General features: G+C 39.4%; 10 protein-coding genes, 1 other RNA gene and 2 pseudogenes. 8 read left to right on the forward strand and 5 right to left on the reverse strand.

Annotated elements, in window-relative coordinates:
• Positions 1-121 precede the first annotated feature (121 nt).
• The 3 genes and pseudogenes from HUU81_RS12325 to HUU81_RS12330 all read left to right on the forward strand — a co-directional run.
• The gene (locus tag HUU81_RS12325; protein WP_199609234.1) at positions 122-1,045 is read left to right on the forward strand and encodes a substrate-binding periplasmic protein; all 924 of its coding nucleotides are present in this window, start codon (positions 122-124) and stop codon (positions 1,043-1,045) included.
• Positions 1,046-1,243: 198 nt separating this feature from the next.
• Positions 1,244-1,767 (forward strand): annotated as a pseudogene (locus HUU81_RS17460) (IS30 family transposase); the annotation flags it as partial.
• A gap of 4 nt (positions 1,768-1,771) precedes the next feature.
• A pseudogene (locus HUU81_RS12330) lies at positions 1,772-1,864 on the forward strand (DUF4113 domain-containing protein); the annotation flags it as partial.
• 123 nt (positions 1,865-1,987) lie between these two features.
• Here HUU81_RS12330 and HUU81_RS12335 read toward each other — a convergent pair.
• Together HUU81_RS12335 and HUU81_RS12340 are read right to left on the reverse strand one after the other, a co-directional pair.
• Positions 1,988-4,843 (reverse strand): TonB-dependent receptor plug domain-containing protein, encoded by a 2,856-nt coding sequence (locus HUU81_RS12335; protein WP_199609235.1) that lies wholly within the window; start codon positions 4,841-4,843, stop codon positions 1,988-1,990.
• Between the two features lie 356 nt (positions 4,844-5,199).
• Positions 5,200-7,980, reverse strand: coding sequence for a TonB-dependent receptor (locus HUU81_RS12340; protein WP_199609236.1), 2,781 nt, complete (start codon positions 7,978-7,980; stop codon positions 5,200-5,202).
• Between the two features lie 402 nt (positions 7,981-8,382).
• Between HUU81_RS12340 and dinG the strand changes: the two genes are divergently transcribed.
• Genes dinG through HUU81_RS12355 form a run of 3 tightly spaced genes read left to right on the forward strand, consistent with a single transcriptional unit; the run spans position 8,383 to position 11,921 of the window.
• A complete protein-coding gene (dinG, locus tag HUU81_RS12345) occupies positions 8,383-10,482 on the forward strand; it encodes an ATP-dependent DNA helicase DinG (protein WP_199609237.1) in 2,100 nt (699 codons plus the stop codon).
• Positions 10,482-11,258 (forward strand): TSUP family transporter, encoded by a 777-nt coding sequence (locus tag HUU81_RS12350; RefSeq protein WP_199609238.1) that lies wholly within the window; start codon positions 10,482-10,484, stop codon positions 11,256-11,258. Before dinG ends, HUU81_RS12350 begins: the two co-directional genes overlap by 1 nt.
• 15 nt (positions 11,259-11,273) lie before the next feature.
• Complete coding sequence (locus HUU81_RS12355) at positions 11,274-11,921, forward strand: primosomal replication protein (protein WP_199609239.1); 648 nt, start codon at positions 11,274-11,276, stop codon at positions 11,919-11,921.
• Here the strand turns inward: HUU81_RS12355 and HUU81_RS12360 are convergent.
• Positions 11,918-12,649 (reverse strand): hypothetical protein, encoded by a 732-nt coding sequence (locus HUU81_RS12360; RefSeq protein ID WP_199609240.1) that lies wholly within the window; start codon positions 12,647-12,649, stop codon positions 11,918-11,920. The two genes, HUU81_RS12355 and HUU81_RS12360, sit on opposite strands and share 4 nt — an antisense overlap.
• A gap of 227 nt (positions 12,650-12,876) precedes the next feature.
• On the opposite strand from HUU81_RS12360, the gene HUU81_RS12365 reads away from it, so the two are divergent.
• Both HUU81_RS12365 and HUU81_RS12370 read left to right on the forward strand, forming a co-directional pair.
• A complete protein-coding gene (locus HUU81_RS12365) occupies positions 12,877-13,584 on the forward strand; it encodes a 2OG-Fe(II) oxygenase (protein WP_199609241.1) in 708 nt (235 codons plus the stop codon).
• A gap of 69 nt (positions 13,585-13,653) precedes the next feature.
• Positions 13,654-16,509 carry a hypothetical protein gene (locus HUU81_RS12370; RefSeq protein WP_199609242.1) on the forward strand — a complete coding sequence of 952 codons (2,856 nt, stop codon included), beginning with the start codon at positions 13,654-13,656 and terminating at the stop codon, positions 16,507-16,509.
• A 384-nt stretch (positions 16,510-16,893) separates the two neighbouring features.
• Here the strand turns inward: HUU81_RS12370 and HUU81_RS12375 are convergent, their stop codons facing one another.
• Both HUU81_RS12375 and ffs read right to left on the reverse strand, forming a co-directional pair.
• Positions 16,894-18,711: a S8 family serine peptidase gene (locus tag HUU81_RS12375; RefSeq protein ID WP_199609243.1), complete on the reverse strand. Its 1,818-nt coding sequence runs from the start codon at positions 18,709-18,711 to the stop codon at positions 16,894-16,896.
• A 569-nt stretch (positions 18,712-19,280) separates the two neighbouring features.
• Positions 19,281-19,377, reverse strand: an RNA gene (gene ffs / locus HUU81_RS12380) — signal recognition particle sRNA small type.
• Positions 19,378-19,572 lie beyond the last annotated feature (195 nt).

The following is a 19,572-nucleotide window of genomic DNA, read 5'->3' on the forward strand; positions in this document are numbered from 1 at the left end:
TAAATAAAACACGTGTAGTTATTTAGGCGGTTTATTGTTAAGTATTAACGGAGGTAGCATGTGGATTGTAAATATAACTAAAAAGATGGCTCACTTATCTTTCTTTAGTTTCCTGTGCGGTATGATAGTAAATACAGCCTTTGTGGGTATTGCCTCTTTGCCAAACAGCGCCTTCGCTGCCGAATTTAATTCACTGCTTAATAAAAACAAATACATTACCCTAACCTACCGTAACAAAGGAAACATGATCCAAAAGCGGATCTTTAAACAGCAAAATCGCTACGTATTAAACCCTAGAGCCACCAAGAAACTTACCTTAACCACCTTAGATTGGCCACCGTATATTAGCGAAAAGCTATGTGATAGAGGTTGGGTATTTCAATATACGTTAGCCGTCATTGACAGCCTAGGTTGGGGAGCCTCCGTTGAGTTTTTACCTTGGAGTAGAGCGGTACGACTCGCAGAGTCTGGAAAGGTTGATATCTTGTTCCCAGAATATTTTATTGAAGACACAGCTCCCTCAGATATTTTCACTGACGCCAAACGGTTAGATAGGCTAGCGTTATCACTGCCTTTTCCCGGCGGGAATGTTAGCTTTTTAAAAAGAACCACTGGCTCTCAAACATTTACTGGCGATTTAAAAACATTAAAAGGAAATTGGATAGGCGTAGTTAGAGGCTATCAAAATACCCCAGAGTTTGACTCGTTAATGGATACAGGTTTTTTTAATATAGTCCTAGCTAATGATGAATTGCAATCGGCTCAACAGCTCGCCGCCAAACGAGTCGATTTAATTGTAGGTGATGCAAAAGTATTCGACTTTATATTAAAAAATAGTACTGAACCTGCAAACAGAAGCTTACACTCGCAAATAAAAGTCATGACTCCTCCACTGCAATACAACCCGCTCTATTTCGCAGTAAGTAAAAAGCGTGAGAATTGGGAAAAAAATCTTGCATCAATTAATCAAGCGATAGATCAACTAGCAAATACTGGGGAAGCATTGCGCATCTCAAAGCGACCTACTCGCGTATGCACCAAATAAGAGGGTTGTGCTGAGAAAGCTGCATCATTTCAGTATGAACTGGCCAACTCCAATAGGACACTTTTCTTAAAGAGCTTCCATGCTCTATAGCGACAGAACACCATAAGGTGTATTAAGCCTTTCTAAATTGTAATATCGTATATATTTTTCATATACACACGAGGGACTTTAAATAACCAACCATGCTTTAAGTTACTGAGGAGCTGCATTCATTGGGAAAGTGATTTAGTTACGGCTCCAAAAATACCATATCGCCACTTTAGTTGATAGAAGGTTACGCTATACAATCATATATAAAACTAAAGGGAAAAGACGTTATATCTTTCACTGAGTGAGGCCCTTATCAATAAGTTTAATGAGCTTATACTAAACAATTAAGGGCATCATTAGCTTGAAATAGAGGAATGGAATTAGCAAAACATACCGAAGGAACGGAAAGAACTGGCGTGCCTGTCTATTTTTGTGACCCTTAAAGCACTTGGCAAAGAGATTTAAACGAAAATACTAACAGCTTGATCAGACTATAATTCCCCAAAATGTCATGTTTAACTCAGCATTCTCAAAGTAAGTATGATGACGTAGCAAACCAGTTAAATAACCGCTTTAAGAAAGTATTGGAATTTAAAACCCCAAGACAGGTAATTGAGAAGAGTGCTGCATTGATAAATTTAATCTACAGAAGCCTTTTTTGTATCTCTTTTTCTTGTTCAAGCCAGAAGTGAAACTAACACTGCATATTGGGCAATGAATAGAGATTTTTTGTCACCTCGATATACCACTCGTTGGGGGGATACACCTAGAATTAAGTGTGATATATAGCGATGAAAGTAACCAAGTAACGAATAGGTAAATGCATATTGATTGCAGGAATAAGAGGAAAGAGTACAAAAAAACCCCATCAATACTGATGGGGTTTAAATTGGTTAATGCTAACTATCTAAATTAGAACTTTAAACCTAGTGCTAATGAAATATGACGGCCTACAGTGTTGTAAGTACGTGGGTCAGTATTATCATTAAAACCAGTAGCTGCGTACGGAGGTTCTTCATCAAACACGTTATCTACACCGAATGATACTGAAAGCTCATCCATGTAGTAAGTAAATCTGATGTCGTGAATGATTTGAGAATCAACATCACGAAGTACTAACAATTTAGTAGCATCAGTTGGGTCTACTTGAGTTCTGAAACCTTCAAATACAGTGTCGCCTACATCTACACGATCAAATTGCTCTTCAACAGAGTCAATGTAACGCATAGACCAGTTAGCAGACCAATCATCAGTCACTAAACCAACATCAAGGTTTGTTTTCCATGTAGGGAAGTTACCGTCAGCATTTTCAAAGTAACGACCTTCATGGTACTGAATCGTACCGTCAGCAAGAGTCTTAGCATACTCATCATAGTAAGTAGTATCTAAGTTGATCTTTAATTGGCCAAAGCTGATATCAGTTGTGTAACGAATGTTGAAGTCAAAACCAGATGAGTCAACACCACCTACGTTAACATTACGGTCATCAATATCAATTGAGTTACCTGCTAATGGACCACTTGTGAAACGAGTAATCTTGTCACAGTCAACACCTCTAAATGCACAGTTATTAAGAATAATCTGTTCACCTACAGTACTGATTGCGTTAGTTAGCTCAATATCCCAGTAATCTAAAGTAAGTGATAAACCTTCAGCAAAGCTTGGGTTATATACAACACCTAGAGTAATCGTATCAGACTCTTCAGGTTGTAAATCTTGATTACCACCACGAGTTGAAGATAACTGATCACCAATTGGCTCGAAGCCACCAGCTGGAACACCGTCAGCTAAACAGAACTGTGTTGGGTTCTCAGCACATGGATCCGCAACTTCTGGGCTGTTGTCAGAATTACCGGCGAATAAATCAGATGTTGATGGTGCACGGAATGCTGTAGACATAGTACCGCGGAACATTAAGCCTTCAAGAGGTCTAAATTTGAAGCCTAATTTGTGGTTAGTTGTATCACCAAACGTATCATAGTCAGAGTAACGAATAGCAGCATCTATATCAAAGCTTTCAAAAATTGGGAAAGTCATTTCTAAATATGCTTCGTCAACTGTGTACTCACCTTCAGTAGCAGTACGAGAAGAACCAGAAGTAATACCTAGTGCAATTAGTGCATCAGGATAATCCCAGCCTTTTTCTGTACGGTGCTCTAAACCGAATGCAAAACCAGCAGTACCAGCAGGCATTTCGAATGCATCACCAAAGATACTTGCAGAGATTAGTTGCTGCTCGTTTCCGCCCACATCATGTGCTTCAAATGAGATGAAGTCTAGCATCTCTTTAGTAATTTCAGTTTCAGTACCAGGAATACCGAATGTGTTTAAAGATACACAACCAGCAATAGGAGCGTCAGGTGTACCACAAACAACATTACCGTTGTCATCCATGAAAGATGGGCCTACAGCCTGTACTACTTTTTCAAAGTTTACACCACCTTGACGTAGCAAGCTTGCTTCGTTGATACCGTAAAGGTAATAAACTTCATAACTAAGCGCATCATTAATTTCGCCATCAAAGCCCATTACTGCACGAGAGTTATTTAAACGGAACTGTGTTTTACGACCACCAGTTTCAACAACACGACGACGCCAATCAGCAATTTCTACCGTGTTACCGTTCGCATCTTTAGGACCAAACTGTTGGTTGTAATAGTTGTCAGCAGAGTAAGGTGCATTTTGACCGAAGAAAGCAAGTGGTGCTAATGGTAGTGGTGCAAGTAAAGTGTCTGAAGCACGGTGTGTATAGCTGATTTCAGTGAAGAAACGAACATTGTCATTTAATTCATAATCTGCTTGAGCAAAAATACCATAACGCTCAGAAGGCGTTAAATGATAGTTAGCTGGCGCATAGTTATATGTATCTACATCCCAATCCCAACATTCGTAACCAGTAGGGTTTGTGAAATCTGTTGGATCACTTTGACCAGGACCGCTACCAGCACCGTGAGTGAATGAACCACATCCATTAGCACCGTCGATACCATTATAACGACCCCATGGTGGAGCAGATGAACCACCTTTGTTAAGCTCACCGGTTTCTGAGTCAAGGTCTAATTCAAACATTGACCATTCGCGATCACCAGACCACTGTTCACCTTGCTCTGTGTAGTATGCACTAACAGTTGCAGAGCCTTTGTCTGAAGAAGTACCGACTGTGAAGTCTAACGTTCTAGTGTAACCATCTGCGCCATGAGTTGACTGATCAACAGTTGCATTGAATTCAGCGCCTTCAAAATCGTCATGAGTTACAATGTTTACAACACCTGCAATAGCATCAGAACCATAAATCGCAGAAGCACCATCTTTAAGTATTTCGATGCGCTTAATTACAGCTGTCGGGATTGAGCTTAAGTCAACTGCATCATCAGCACCTGAACCAGAAGCTGGCATACGACGACCGTTAAGTAGTACTAATGTGTACTGTGAACCTAAACCACGAAGGGAAATATTAATCGCACCTGTACCACCGTTGTTAACAGCAGTGTTTGTAGCAGCACCTGAAACGGATGGAATTTCTTGAAGAAGGTCACCAACGTTTGTGATACCAGAAATTTTGATATCTTCACGAGAAATAACCTGTACAGGGTTAGCACCTTCCATATCGGTACGCATGATGCGTGAACCAGTAACCTGAATGCGCTCAACTTCTTCTTCAGCACCTGCTTCTTGTGCAGATACATTAGCAGTCATCGCTGTAGCTGAAGCTGCCCCCATGATCATAGCAAGACGAATGGCCTTAGCTACTTTTGAATTTGTATACATTTTTCTCTCCCTGGACCACTTTTTTTGTGATTCATTATTAGTTTATTTTCGAACTTTTTGGCGTTCGAACATCCATCTATTGGGTAATACCCCAGAAATCAGCATTGATATTAACCGTATGGCAATCAAACGGTCAACACTCTAAGTTATTTTTTTAAAAAATAAATGAACTTATGAGCGCTATCTTTGTCACTAATATCCGTTTTTATAACAATCCAGTAAGAGAGACTAATTATTCAATAATGTAATCTATAAGTTTTTCCTCAAAAGTTAATAAAGAAACTCTGTTCTTACTCATTTAACATTTGCGCTATAAACAAGTAAGAACAGAAAAGGCTTAACTGCGATTATCTAGATTAAAAAGAATAATCTGCTGTTAAATAGAAAGTACGTCCAAGTACATCAGTATAACGAGGGTCATACCCCACCTGATGCCCTGCACCACCTGTCCTTAAAGACAAGGGCGGTTGCTTATCAAACACGTTTTTAATGCCAAACCCTAGCTTAAGATGATCATCAAAGTGATATTTAGTTAAATAGTTAAATGTCATATAAGATGGTACTGATAATTGAACACCGCCAGCATAGCGTTCGCTAATATTATCAGCTAAACGAATTCGAGTACTGCCCCCAGCGTGATATTGATCGTCATAACCACTGCGATAGCTCATATTTAAGCTATGTGAAAAGTCATCATGGGTCAGAGTATTATTAAATTGAATAATATTTCTGAATGTCACTTCATTATTATCACCAAACCTGCCAAGGCTTGTATCAAAAGTGTTATCTGTACCAACACGCAGGCTTTCACTTTCAATCATATATGTGCCGTTAACACTTGATTTTAGTGAACCGAATGAAAAATCTTGAGTTAAGTTAAATGCCCAATCCACACCTTGGTTATTTGACTCACCAATATTTACCGCTGCTTGAATAATAGCGAGTACTTCTTCACCTGTTCCTTGGTTTATTTTAGTCGTAAATAAATCGCGATAAGTGACAGGGTCACCAAATATCTGACCTTCTTCAAGTCTGGTAACTTGGTCTTCCATATTTACTTGCCACCAATCAATACTCATACTAAATGCAGTATCTGGCGAATAAACAAAACCTACTGAACGTTGCTTTGATGTTTCTGAACGAAGTGCGGCATAGCCTTCTCGGAATACATCGTATTGAATCAACTCATCAAAGCAGAATTGCGCCATTGGGTCACTTGACGAGAACGGGCAGGCATAGCTTGAAGATGTCACACCAAACTCGATTCTCGGTTCAGCGATTTGTCTCATTGTCGCAGCTTTAAAGCCAGTTCCTAATGAAGCACGTATTAGCCAAGCATCTGTTGGACGATAAGCTAAGCTCAACTTGTAGGTTGTATCGCTTTTATCCTCACCTACCGTTTGATCACCAGCTCTTTTAGTGTCAGTGATCTCACCAATATTGTCATAACGAACAGCGGCTGTAACCTCTAACCCTTCAATAATAGGAACCACAGTTTCGGCAAACATACCGTATGTTTCACGGGATAAATCGAACTCTGGAGACGCTGACTCAAATAGAATAATCTCTGCATCATTCGCTTCACTGTTGCTACGACCATATTCTGATTCACGATAATCGAACCCAAAGCCTAAATAAACTTCTCCCGCATCTAACTCATAAATAGGCATTGAAGCTTTACCTTCAAGTACTTTCAAGCGTGTTTTCGTCGTTTCCCACGGTCCACTATACATAGTGTTAGCAATAGCTTGATTTGCCTCAGGCGATAGGTTTTCAGGCGTGTCAAAAATGTTTACCTGCCCCGATTCAAGTAGACTCATCAACTCCTCTTCTAGAGGATAACCGGTAATACGCGTGTTATCTCTTTCACTGTCTGAATAAGTAAAAGATAAGTCGTAATCTATCTCATCAAAATTACCGCGAATCCCCGTTGTTATATTACGAGCTACCGTTTCCCAAGAGTCGGTTCGGTTACCACCAGGGCGAGTTCTCCAGCGCACATTTACTTTATTTAAATCAGCAATTTCCTCAGCTGACAGGTGAGGTATGATATTTTCTTGCACGAGCTGGGAGTCGATTGGAATACTAAACGTACCTGTTGGATATGGCGCTATTCTCGAAATCATATCAAATTTCGACCAAGAAACGGTTGAGTATACCTCCATATTTTCATTAAGCTCGGCAACTACTTGCGTGAAAACATTGTCACGAGTTGATTCTGGGAAAATCTCTAGTGTTTCCGTAAAGTCATAAATACACGTTGTTCCTTCTGGCGCATTCTTATCTGCACACTGCCCATTTTCTTCACGGTAGGGGTTAAAACTTCTTGAATCTAAATTATTGAACGTTAAATATGCATTACCAGGAATTGCATTTGCAGAGGTTCTTTGGAAAATAAGATCTGTATCTTGATAAGTAAAAGGTACTAATCCCGTCGCTGCAAAATCTCTATCTGACGACTTCAGCTGTTCCCTATCGTCGCGACTATAAGAAAAAATAAAGTTATATCCATCAGTATCTAAATCACCAAACCCTGTGCTGACACTGAAGTTATAACTAGTGCCGCCTGACTCTTGTGGTTTATCGTATCGAGCTGATATAGCTGTATCCTGATAGTCTTTCTTCATAATGAAGTTTACTACCCCAGCGATTGCATCTGAACCGTAAAGTGCTGATGCGCCATCTTTAAGTATTTCTATACGCTCAATTGCAGCAAGAGGTATCGAGTTTAGGTCTATTGTGCCACCTGAATCAGCAGAAGCCATTCTGCGACCATTTAACAAAACAAGTGTATATTCACTGCCAAGATCACGTAGCGAAGCATCTTGAATACCACCACCTCCACCACCTACCGAATCAGATGCGGTAGTAAATCCTTGCATAGCCGGAATTTGCGAAATTAGGTCTGGAACACTAACTGCGCCAGAATTTAAAATTTCAGTTTTGGATATAGTGGCAACTGGAAGTGCCCCTTCCATATCTGCACGCTTAATACTGGAGCCCGTTATTTCGATACGTTCAATATCTTCATCTTTTGCTTTTGTATCTTGAGCAAAAACAGATGTTGACGCAATCGATAACGAACATAAAATGAGTGTGCTTTTTATAGCACGGGAGGTTTTACTAACTTTAAACATGATGCTTACCCTGGATCACTATAATGTGATTACTTTTATTAGTATAAAAGAGGCAATATCCTTACTGCTTAAATAGGTACAACTTCTGCCAGTTTAGTATTCGTATGCATAACATACACACGTTAAAAATGGTTATACAAAACCCTATGTTTACTGTACACAATTTGTACGCTACACCACTAGTTAACTGAAAGCAAAACAATTAATAAAAATAACTTAACATAATGTAAGAAAATGTTACTCAAGAATCGAATCAAAGACTTTTGTACATAAACCCACTATAATCCGCAGCACTTTTTATTTTTCCTACATCAATAGACCACTGCTAGTTAGATGCTATGCCCTATCTACATTACAGTGTTGTTTAAGTAGGCTTTCTATTATGAATATTCACTCTTAAATATGCTCTCAGATTTTTTAAAAACACAAATTCGCGGGATTCATCAAAATATTTCGAGCAATTTGACAAATTATCGCGCTCGCCCTGGGCAAAATAAGCTAGTTGCAGAAATTGCTAAAACGCTAGCTGGTGAATATCACAAACATAATAAAATATGTGTAATTGAAGCAGGAACAGGAACGGGTAAAAGTTTAGCCTATCTATTGGGCGCTATTCCTTACGCATTAGCTAAAAATAAGCAAGTAGTTATTGCCACTGCTACGGTTGCATTACAAGAACAATTGTTTGAAAAAGATCTTCCTTTTTTCGCCGAACAAAGTAAGCTGTCATTTAATTTTGAGTTATTAAAAGGCCGTAATCGATATGTCTGTGTTGAAAAATTAGAAGCTATTTGCAGTGATAACGCGGAACAGCTCAGTTTTCAACAGCTACTTATTAGCGCCCCTTCAAAAAAAGATAAACCCGCATACAAAAAGTTACTTAAACAATATCAGTCGGGCAAATGGGATGGTGAAAGAGATCACCTTGATGAACCAATCTCCGATGATTTTTGGCATCATATTGCAAGCGATAAATATCATTGCACAAAGCGCTCTTCGGCACATCAAATGTGTCCATACCATCAAAGCAGAGAAAATTTAGATAAAGTTGACGTTATTATTGCTAATCATAGCTTGTTGTTAGCAGATTTAGAGTTAGGTGGCGGTAAAATTTTACCTGAAACTGAGAACACTATTTTTATTATTGATGAAGCGCATCATTTACCTACTGTCGCAAGAGATTTTAGTGCATCACAAGTGCTAGTTAAAAGTAGTATTAATTGGCTTGCTAAATTACCTAAGCTTGCGCAACGTTTTTCAACTACCGTTGGTTCAGAAAGCTTGATTAAGCATACTCTATCGCTTACTGATTGTGCTGAAGAAAGTGCCAAATGGTTAAAGCAAATTCAGCAATGGCTACACTCTAATGAGCAGCAGTTATTTACTAAAGAAAAATACCACCGCTTCGAAAACGGCGAACTCCCCCCCCATTTACTACCCGCAATAGAAACATTAAAAGAAGAAGCCACCAAAGCCCTTTCAGCGCTTAATCGTTTGCATGACGCATTAACACAAGAGGTTAAAGATCAGCTAGTTAAGGCGTGGATTGCTGAGCCCGTGTTGGCGGAGTCAAGCTTTTACCTTCAACGCTTAGAAAGCTTTACTAAATTATGGCGAGACTTGTGTATAACCCAATCAGAAAAGTCGGCACCACAAGCCCGCTGGTTAGAGCAAATTACTTTTAGCGATAATGCCACGGCAGATGCAAAACACGACTTTCTCATTGCTAACTCCCCTATTGAGGTAGGCTTTTTCTTACAAGACCACTTATGGAGCAAAGCCTACGGCGTAGTACTATGTTCTGCAACTCTAACCGCACTTAATTCGTTTGATTATTATGCCCGTCAGGCCGGACTATTTGGATTAGAAAACACACAATATATTAAAATTGATAGCCCGTTCGACTATCCAAATAAAGCAAAGTTAGTCATACCAAAAATAAACGTTGAACCATCTCATCCAAGCTTTACGGAAGCGCTAGGTAAGGCCGTTCCACTTTATTTAAAAGATCAAGACGCTTCATTGGTGCTCTTTGCCTCCTATTGGCAAATGAAAGAGGTCGCTAAGCAATTACGTGAAAAGGGGTTCTCCTTACTTGTTCAAGGTGAAGCATCTCGTGGCGCTTTACTTACACTGCACAAACAAAAATGTGATGGTAATTCACCAAGTATATTGTTTGGCACACAGAGTTTTTCAGAAGGACTGGACTTGCCCGGGAAGTATTTAACAAATCTAATCATCACAAAAATCCCTTTCGCAGTTCCTACCTCTCCAATTGAAGAGGCGCAAAATGAATATATTAAACAACGTGGGGGTAACCCATTTTTAGCGATTTCAGTACCTGAAGCGTCAAAAAAATTAGTACAAGGTTGTGGCAGGCTCCTAAGGCAAGAAGATGACTCTGGCCGAGTTGTTGTATTGGATAGGCGGTTAGTGACCAAGCAATATGGCCAGTCTTTAATAAATTCACTGCCTCCTTTCAAGCGCGAAATAGAATACTGATGTTAGATATTGAGTTAACCATCGAATTACTCATATTATTGTGCAGTGTTGCATTTGCAGCTGGTTTTATTGATGCCGTTGCAGGCGGCGGCGGGCTGCTAACAATCCCAGCGCTGTTATCAGCTGGACTACCTGCACATATTGCATTGGGGACAAATAAGCTAGCTGCAACATTCGGCTCATTTGTTGCCAGCCTCACCTTTTATAGAAAGAAACTATTTAACCTAAGATATTGGCGATTATCTATTGTCTTCACCGCCGTTGGTGCCATTGCAGGAACTGTGGTGGTAGATTACTTATCTCCCGAACTACTTAACAAAGTGTTACCTGTTGTTATTGCGGCAACAGCACTTTATACACTCTTCAACCGCGTAAAACCTGATCACAATATACATTTACCACAACAATCCACAAACCTTAAAGTTAAGCAATGCTCACAGGCAGTTACACTAGGCTTTTATGATGGAATCGCAGGCCCGGGAACAGGGGCATTCTGGGTTGTCTCAAATACCGTTTTATATAAAATTAACCTATTGCTTAGTAGCGGCGTGGCAAGGGCAATGAACTTCGTAAGCAACATATGCTCATTAACTGCCTTTATATTTTTAGGGCATGTGCATTTCGCACTGGGTATAGCAATGGGACTGTGCTTAATGGTGGGGGCACTAATTGGCTCACATTACGCGATTAAATTGGGAAGTAAGTTTATTCGCCCTGTATTTATTAGTGTAGTATTGCTACTTACAGCAAAATTACTTTGGCAAGCATGGCTTTAAGCTATCAAGGCGCTCATGAACACTCACTTTTCATCGTATCATTCTGACAACTTCAACATCGTGCTACAAAAGTTAGCGCATCAGTTATCACTTATTAAAGAACAGTCAGAGTACATTGATAAGTTTAACGATGAGAACCGCTCTGTTAAAGAACAACATATACGCTTTGATGCAACCCTTTTTAAAGTGCGTTCATCTAAGCTACAAGATTATGCAATTGAAGCCGCCAAAAACTTTGCGCTTTTGGAGAAGTTGTACAAAAAAGGACAGTCTGAATATTTAACTTATTATATAAACCTGCTAGATAGTCAAATCAGTGCGTTAGTTCAGGCCGTAAAATCAAACGAAGTAAAATTAAAAGAAATTCAATTTGATAAAAAAGCGCGGCAGGCACGATATCAACAAAAACTTAAAAGAACCGCTCAGCACATTATGCAACCAAGCCATGAACTTTACGCCGAGCTAAATCAGAATCATGAATATGAACGGCGCTTAATGAACATGCTAGAAATGCGGGAAGCACGACTAAAAAGCGCAAACGGTGCCGAGGCAGACACGTTAAAACAAGAAGTATTGGCGTTACACCAACGTTTAGGTAGATGCCGACAAGCAATTTCTAAGGTTGAAAACAAAATTGCATGGGTCGAAAAGAGAAACTCCTAATTAGCGATTACTTGTGGTTTGCCTAGGTGGTCGATAATGCCCGCTGCACGTTCAGCTTTACTGAACATCTTCACTTCACGAAGTAAGTTTTTCATTATTTCTTCACCACCACGTGTAAAGCTGTCAGACATGATCATCGGGCAAACAGCACTTTCTGTACCTTCTATTTGATTTAATAGAAATAATATTTGCTGCCAAAATAAGCTTCCCATGGTGTACCCTAGCATAGCGCCTACCCCTAAATTTCTATATTCCTTCAGTACGTAGGCATATAAAAACTCACAGCGACAATTAATATTTTTCACAGGTAACTCCTCATCAGGTGAGGTGGTTCCTTCTTTTAAATCTACATCAAATGCCGCAAAGGCAATCGGTTGAGAGGGATCAATAGCAGAAAACACAACTAAACGATAATGTCGTTTATGACCGTTATCATCTATTCCTTCACGTCCGTTTAAACCATGACAAATCATATTTTTGTGTTGTTCAGAATCGCAATTTTCACAAAAATAATCCGTTAAATCGGGGTGGTTAAAAAACTCGGGGCAATCATATACAAGCAATGGAGGCTGCTTTTTAATATTTTTCCAGTTAGGATGAGCTGAGAGGCATATTTCTAAATCCATGTAGCTTAACACCTCAACAAAGCCTATTTCATTTGGATAAACCTGATAGCCTCCAAACAAACGAAGTTGATCAAATATTAAATGTTCGTCTGCACTATTCATAATTATTTACTATTCAGCGTTTTATATAATTCCAGACTCAGCGCGAATATCACGAGATGAAATTTTCATAAAAATGTAAAATTCAGTGTAGTCGAACTTGACCAGTTTATCCTTTGAATAAGGTATATGAACAATTTTTATTACAGCCCTCATCCAACATAATATTCCCGCTGCGGATGTAATCTGATAACCTCTACCGATAGGTAAATCTAATAATAAGAACAAATATGACTGACTTTATTGAAGTATATCCAGAATGGATGAATAAGCAGTATTGCCAATTACTCATCGAGAAGTTTAATCACTCTTCTGAAAAAGGCGCAGGTCACACCGGACAGGGTATAGACTTGAAGAAAAAGAACAGTACCGACTTAATGATCAACCTTTCTGAGCATTGGCAACAAGAAAGTGCGGCTATTATGGACCTAACATTTAAAGGTCTTATTCCCTATGTAAGAAAGTACCCATTTTTGTTGGTTGGCGCCGTTTCAGCCTCTTTCATGGATCCTAACACTAAAGAAGTTACTGAGATCACCCATCAACATGTACAACAAATGCCTAATGATCAAATTCTTTATTTACTTAAGCACATATACCGACTAGGTAATATAAATCTACAGCATTACAAAAAAGGTCAAGGTGGTTACCATCATTGGCATTCAGAACACTTTCCTCACCCTGTTGATAAGCAACAAGACAGCCTACACCGCACACTGGTTTTCATGTACTACCTTAATGATGTACAAGAAGGAGGCGGAACAGAGTTTTACTTCCAAAACCGCTCAGTTAAACCTGAAGCAGGGAGTTTAGTTATATTCCCTACTAGCTTCACACATACCCACAAGGGCTCCATTCCTATTTCCAATGATAAATATATTCTAACGTCTTGGGTTATGTTTAATCCTGCGCAAAAGCTTTATGGAACAAACAGCTAGCACCTTACTGTTACACTAAAGTTACCCCCTACGTTTAATACTAACTACACAGATCACAGGAGATTTACTGTGTTATTTCTTACTAATAATAAACACATAAAAAAGAAATTGTTAATTCTTGTAAGCGCCTTAACTTTAAATACTGCACATGCATCTGAGCTAACCGTAACCATTTCATGGAACCCTTCTGAAGTAAAACACGGTGAAAGCTCAACGCTAACTTGGAATTCAAGCAATGCCGCAACCTGTGAGCTTAACGATAAGCCAAATGCAATAAGAGGAACATGGGTTGGAAATAATAGAACTAACAGCCTGAGTAGCACTTTAAAGTGTTTTGATGTAAACGGTTCAGCCATATCCGCTACGGCACAATTAATAGTACGGAAACTTCCAACTGCAACAATCAAGTGGGAGCCTTCAGAAATAGCCCATGGAGAAAGCTCATTACTAACTTGGCACTCAACTGATGCCACAACATGCTTAATGAATGGTCAATCCAGAGCAACCAGTGGTAGCTGGCTTGCTAAAAATAGAGTTAATAGCCAATCAGTAAGCCTTAAATGTACTGGTGTCGCAGGCTCATCAAGCACTCAAACCGCAGAACTCACTGTTAGAAAGCCACCTACAGTTGATATTAAATGGCTACCTTCCGAAGTTGCACATGGTGAGAGTGCAATATTGTCCTGGAGCTCTACTGATGCAACATATTGTTTAATAAACGGGCAGGAGCGCGCACCTAACGGAAACTGGCTAGGTAAAAACAGAACTAGTACTCAACATGTATCATTGCAATGCAAAGGCTTAGCAGGAGAGTCTGAAGTAAAAACCGCTACATTGACAGTAAGAAAGAAGCCCACCGTAAGTATTGCTTGGACACCAGCCGAGGTTGCATATGGAGAAAGTGCGACCTTAACATGGCATTCTGAAGATGCAACTTCGTGTGACGTAAACGGGCAGCCACGCTCAACCAGTGGCAGCTGGGTGGGTAGCAATAGAACCTCTAATCAAACTACAACTATCACATGTACTGGTTTGGCAGGTACTTCCGATGCAGTTGTAGCTAATTTAACAGTTCATCAAAAACCAACATTAGCACTCTCTCTTTCTCCCAAAACAGCATGTTTAAATTCACCTCAATCTTTCAGCTGGATAAGTCATAACGCTACAAACTGTCACAACGCTACTGGGGAGCAAATTGGATTATCCGGTAATAGACAAATTGACACAGGCTTTGTTCAGAATGGTTTAACTCAACTTACATGCACGGGTAAAGGTGGCACGGTCACTTCATCTGCCGAATTCAATGTCATTACTTGTCATAGCCAACCTACCATTGAAAGACTTAAGGTGTTTAATAACGATGTTGAAGTTTTTAGCTCAGATGATGTGCAACCAGTATCAGAAATTAGTCATCCATCTATTTTATTATCAGAGCCTAGTTTACTGACCATTGAACTAACAACAAACGAAAATGAAAACACTTCGTGTGAGCTAAATAGCAGTAATACATTTAGTAAAACAAGTAATGTTCACTCAATTAGCATTATGCCCGCTTATTTATCCGAAGAGATTACTATTTCTTGCCATTCCCCAACCGCAAATTCAACAACAAAAAAACTCATCATCAATGCAACTGATTTACCATTATTAAGCGCAGTTTCTACCTATCTTAGTCAACCACTGAAAGTAGGTATCACCATCGAGGATAATGATTATACCGATCCTTACGCAGGATACCGCCTATCTAGCTATTACTCTCAAATACATAATTTATTTTCACGCAGTGAGTTATATGAGCAGAGCGACGTATTCAACTTAACTAACTTACAAACCGATCAGTTAGCAGAGTATTTAATTAATACCAGTGAGGCATATTTTGAGCCTTGCGGTGATCTCGCAGAAAAACAGCTAGTGCCTCCATACACTCAATGCCGATATAAAAATAAAATCGGCAACGAGCCTTATTATCGTTGGACCAGCCCTGCATACAGCGATAATAACGGTGAGTTCTATACAAACCATTGGCACTATGAATGGCGAGCTACTGCGGGTATTTCTAAAGCAATCAAAACGCTGTTAAAAAAGCATGCTCAAACTGTGAACTGTCCTGCAGCCACTACTGACAAACCAAGTGATTATATTAACGAATTGTCTACTATCAGTACGTCTTTCTCATTTAATATACGTTGCAGAGCTGAAAATGTAAGAAAGTTAATAGCAGAACAAGTATGGCAAAAATGGAGTAATGAGGCCTACCTTGCTACGCTTGGAAGTAGTTGGATGGCTATTCAAAAATCAAACGTACCACACTTTATTGCAAGAGCTAACATTGTCGAAGACATGTTGATTAGCACTGCTTACCCTAATTTTGATATTTACAATGCGAATGAAAATAGCAGCTATCAATTATCGGATGCATTTACGATGCTCACTGCGGGTGAAACCGCAAATATAACGTGTAGAACAACAGAGGGCGAAACATGCTATTGGCGAAATACTAATGAACCTTTTCATGTAACCAACTCTACAGACTTAAATCACTCTGTCGATACTGTTTTGGCGCTAAATAGCTCTAGTAATGAACTATATTGTGATCGTAATGGCTGTTTGAATCTTGCTTTGTTAGCAAATACATTAGACCAAGTTACTTGGAATCAAAACATCCGGCAATTTGATTGGTTCTTAAATGGATATTGTATCAACAATCATGTCCAAACCAATAACGGCCCATTAGATAGTCAAACAGATAAAGAAAAAATGGAAAGCTTTTGTGCTGATTATTGGAATTTACCGCCTTCAAATGTTTCACTTCAAGGCTGGGTTGAGCTGGCTAAATACAATAGAAACTTAATGATTAAAATGAGAAGCCTACCGTTAAATCAGGCTTACATCATTCCCTTGTATTTGAGCTTACTTAATCAGTAACCCTTTGAAAAGTGGTGAATATTGTTATTCAACTTCACCACTTTGCTTAATACTTATTTGCTCTTATGTCTTTGTAAGGTGTTACCACCTTTCGGTACGCATCACATTGGGCACATTAAATAAATCACCATCGCTATAAGCTCCTTTGCGCTCATAGATACTGAAGTAGTATGAGCAAGCAGGGCTTCGTAGCTTTAAACAGAAGAAGATAAGAAACTGTTAACCAAATTACACATTTAAAAGTACCACATTTAAAACAAGTATCATTTCATGTGTCGTAATAGGTGAATTAATATTGCATCGCTAAAAGCAAAAAAAGCGCCATTCAAAATGAATGACGCTTTACACCAAACTTATCAGAGTTTTTTTATTCTATGTGCCTTATTAAAAAGTCACAGTCACAGAATTAGTACATTCAGAGCTTGAAGATTCACATACTTGATAGGTGTATGAACCGCCACCTTTCGACGTCATTATATCTGTGTATGAGCCATCATTGCTTGTAGATGTAATTAATGAACCGTTTCTAAAAATATCTACATTTGATGTAGTTGCACCATCCCAAGACAAAGCAACATGCTTTTTGCCTTTCGATTTATAACCATTTGCAGATAAACTTAGCTCACCTACAGGAGGCTCACCACCAGAACAACCGTTTGTTGTTAAGTAATCACTCGCTGCTTTTGCTTTCACAATACCATGGCCGAAATACACATCTTTTCCAGCAGCACCCGAATCCTCAGCCGTTGCTTTAAATGCATCACGAATGTCAGTACCAGTACAACCAGTATGATTTGACCAAACTAAGGCAGCTAAACCCGCAACCGCTGGAGTTGCCATTGATGTTCCACTCATAAAGCCAAAGTCGCTGCTGCCAATGTCAATACTTGCACTGTTTGAAGCTAACAGCATTGCACGGTCTTCAAAAGCCGCACCAACTGCGGGAATGCTTGTTGTGTTTGTATCACCTAAAGTCGCATATAGCATACCAGCTTCATTATTAACAATAATGGCGCCGATACCACCAGATGCCTCACAATTTGCGACCTTATCGTGGAATGAAATAGCGCCGCGGTCGATAACACAAACTGAACCATTTGCTCCTGCATCTGTGCTTTCAGCCGTTCCCATATAGTGTGTTGAACCTGATGCTGAGCCAGCATTTTCCATTGCCGATGAGGCAATAGCAGCACCGTCAATTGATAAATTTGCTGACGTTGCTAAACCAGCCGGATATGTTGACAATGTATCCACGCCACCCGCTGTCACTTCTACACAAATTCGCTCGTCATTGACTGCATTTTTACCTTTACCTGATTGGCAGCTTGGGAACTGAGAAAAGTCGGCGATATTATTGTCTGCATCATTTGCACCAACCATCATTACAGATGTGTAGCCAGCAGGGTAAGAACGCACACTATTTCCATCATTACCTGCTGCAGCTAGCACTAAACCACCAGCATCTGTAAAGGCTTGAAAAGCGTTTGATTCAGTACTATTTGAACCACCCCCGCCTAGACTCATATTTATGATGTTAGCACCAGCAGCCGAACATTTTTCTGCTGCATGCGCTAAATCGGATGAATAACCCCAACCAGCTTCATTAAATACTTTAATGATATGCATATCTACGCCCGGCGCCATTCCAATAACTCCTACATTATTGTCAGCTGCGCCTATAGTACCAGCAACGTGAGTCCCATGTGGTCCACCATGCTCATTCCAATTACCTGTGCCTGAGTCGTTATCACCTGTAATTGCTCCCCAATTAAAATCATTGTTCGAGCTGTCTAATCCAGAGTCAATCACGCAAACCTTCATCCCTGCATTTGCATTAAACGTTAGCTGGTTTGCTTGTGATTGATATACTGCATAAGGTGTCACTTGCTGTGTCATTGGGTTACCAGCATCGTCGTTGTAAACGCTTAGAGGGTAGCGCTTCATATCTTCTTCAATTAACTTGATATGAGGGTTTTTAAGTAACCCTTTGACTTCACTTAATGACTTGCCAGTGAATGTAGCTGCAAAGAAGCCATTGGCGTCTACATTGACTTCTGCACCAAGCTGTTTAGCAAGGGCTTTAACAATGCCTTTTTTATTATTTTCTACTTGAACAATGTAACGGTCGTCAGCAGCTTGTGCTGTGAATGCTGTCGCTATGGCAACAGCAACAAGAGATGATGCAAATTTTGAAACTTTCATATACTGGTTAACTCCAACTTCAACTAGTTAGTTCACTTATCGCCTATTGTTATTTTTATTTAGCGAAGTGATTCTTATTATTTTTAAAACAGTTATTACCGCTGAACTGCAATGTACAGCTGTCGGCGCAATGCCAAACGTGAGAATTAAACTACTTGAATCACGAAGATTTGAAACTCTTTTTTTGGCATTAAAAAGTTGGACATGAAATATACTGATACACACATTTGTTAAATAAAAATGAAATAATTGAACAAAAAACACTCAAACAAGTGTTGGATATATGGTATTCGCAGAGAATATAAATTTAACAGTTAAAAAGAAAAACTAATTAATGCATTAGAATATTTCATGCTAACCGGTATAAATACCACTAAATAAAGGTAGCTTACTAAAAATAAGTGGACGTACCACTTCAATAACATAGCCATAAAAATCATTAGCTATTAAAGCACGCAGCTTCAATAAACACGTGTAAACTGAGAAAACGATTATAAATAAGTAACCAAGTCTTTTGTAAGCTAAATTAATAAAATGAGGTAATTAGGAACAGGAAGTTTGGGTGGCGACTCCATCAGCCACATCTCGGCACATGAGTCGTTTGCTGTGGCTGCTTCCTTCCGGACCTGACCAGGTTAACAAAGTATCATTGCGAGAGGACCAATAGAGTCACCATAGAATGTACTTGTTCAATTCAACATAGTTCGCTAAACAAGAACGACATGAATCAATACAAGCGGCGCGCATTATTACTAAATGCTCTCTGATTATCAAGAGGAAAATGCTGCTATGCCCAAAAAACAACGTTATTTTCTATTATTACTGCCAGCGAGCGAAAATAAAGCGTCATTTTCACTCGCT

The organism is Flocculibacter collagenilyticus (genome assembly GCF_016469335.1).
GTDB classification, from domain to species: domain Bacteria; phylum Pseudomonadota; class Gammaproteobacteria; order Enterobacterales; family Alteromonadaceae; genus Flocculibacter; species Flocculibacter collagenilyticus.

What these genes read in the sequence shown, in the direction of transcription:
- HUU81_RS12325 (WP_199609234.1), top strand. Translation starts at nt 122, where the DNA reads ATGATAGTAAATACAGCCTTTGTGGGTATTGCCTCTTTGCCAAACAGC.
- HUU81_RS12335 (WP_199609235.1), bottom strand. Translation starts at nt 4,843, where the DNA reads ATGTATACAAATTCAAAAGTAGCTAAGGCCATTCGTCTTGCTATGATC.
- HUU81_RS12340 (WP_199609236.1), bottom strand. Translation starts at nt 7,980, where the DNA reads ATGTTTAAAGTTAGTAAAACCTCCCGTGCTATAAAAAGCACACTCATT.
- dinG (WP_199609237.1), top strand. Translation starts at nt 8,383, where the DNA reads ATGCTCTCAGATTTTTTAAAAACACAAATTCGCGGGATTCATCAAAAT.
- HUU81_RS12350 (WP_199609238.1), top strand. Translation starts at nt 10,482, where the DNA reads ATGTTAGATATTGAGTTAACCATCGAATTACTCATATTATTGTGCAGT.
- HUU81_RS12355 (WP_199609239.1), top strand. Translation starts at nt 11,274, where the DNA reads ATGAACACTCACTTTTCATCGTATCATTCTGACAACTTCAACATCGTG.
- HUU81_RS12360 (WP_199609240.1), bottom strand. Translation starts at nt 12,649, where the DNA reads ATGAATAGTGCAGACGAACATTTAATATTTGATCAACTTCGTTTGTTT.
- HUU81_RS12365 (WP_199609241.1), top strand. Translation starts at nt 12,877, where the DNA reads ATGACTGACTTTATTGAAGTATATCCAGAATGGATGAATAAGCAGTAT.
- HUU81_RS12375 (WP_199609243.1), bottom strand. Translation starts at nt 18,711, where the DNA reads ATGAAAGTTTCAAAATTTGCATCATCTCTTGTTGCTGTTGCCATAGCG.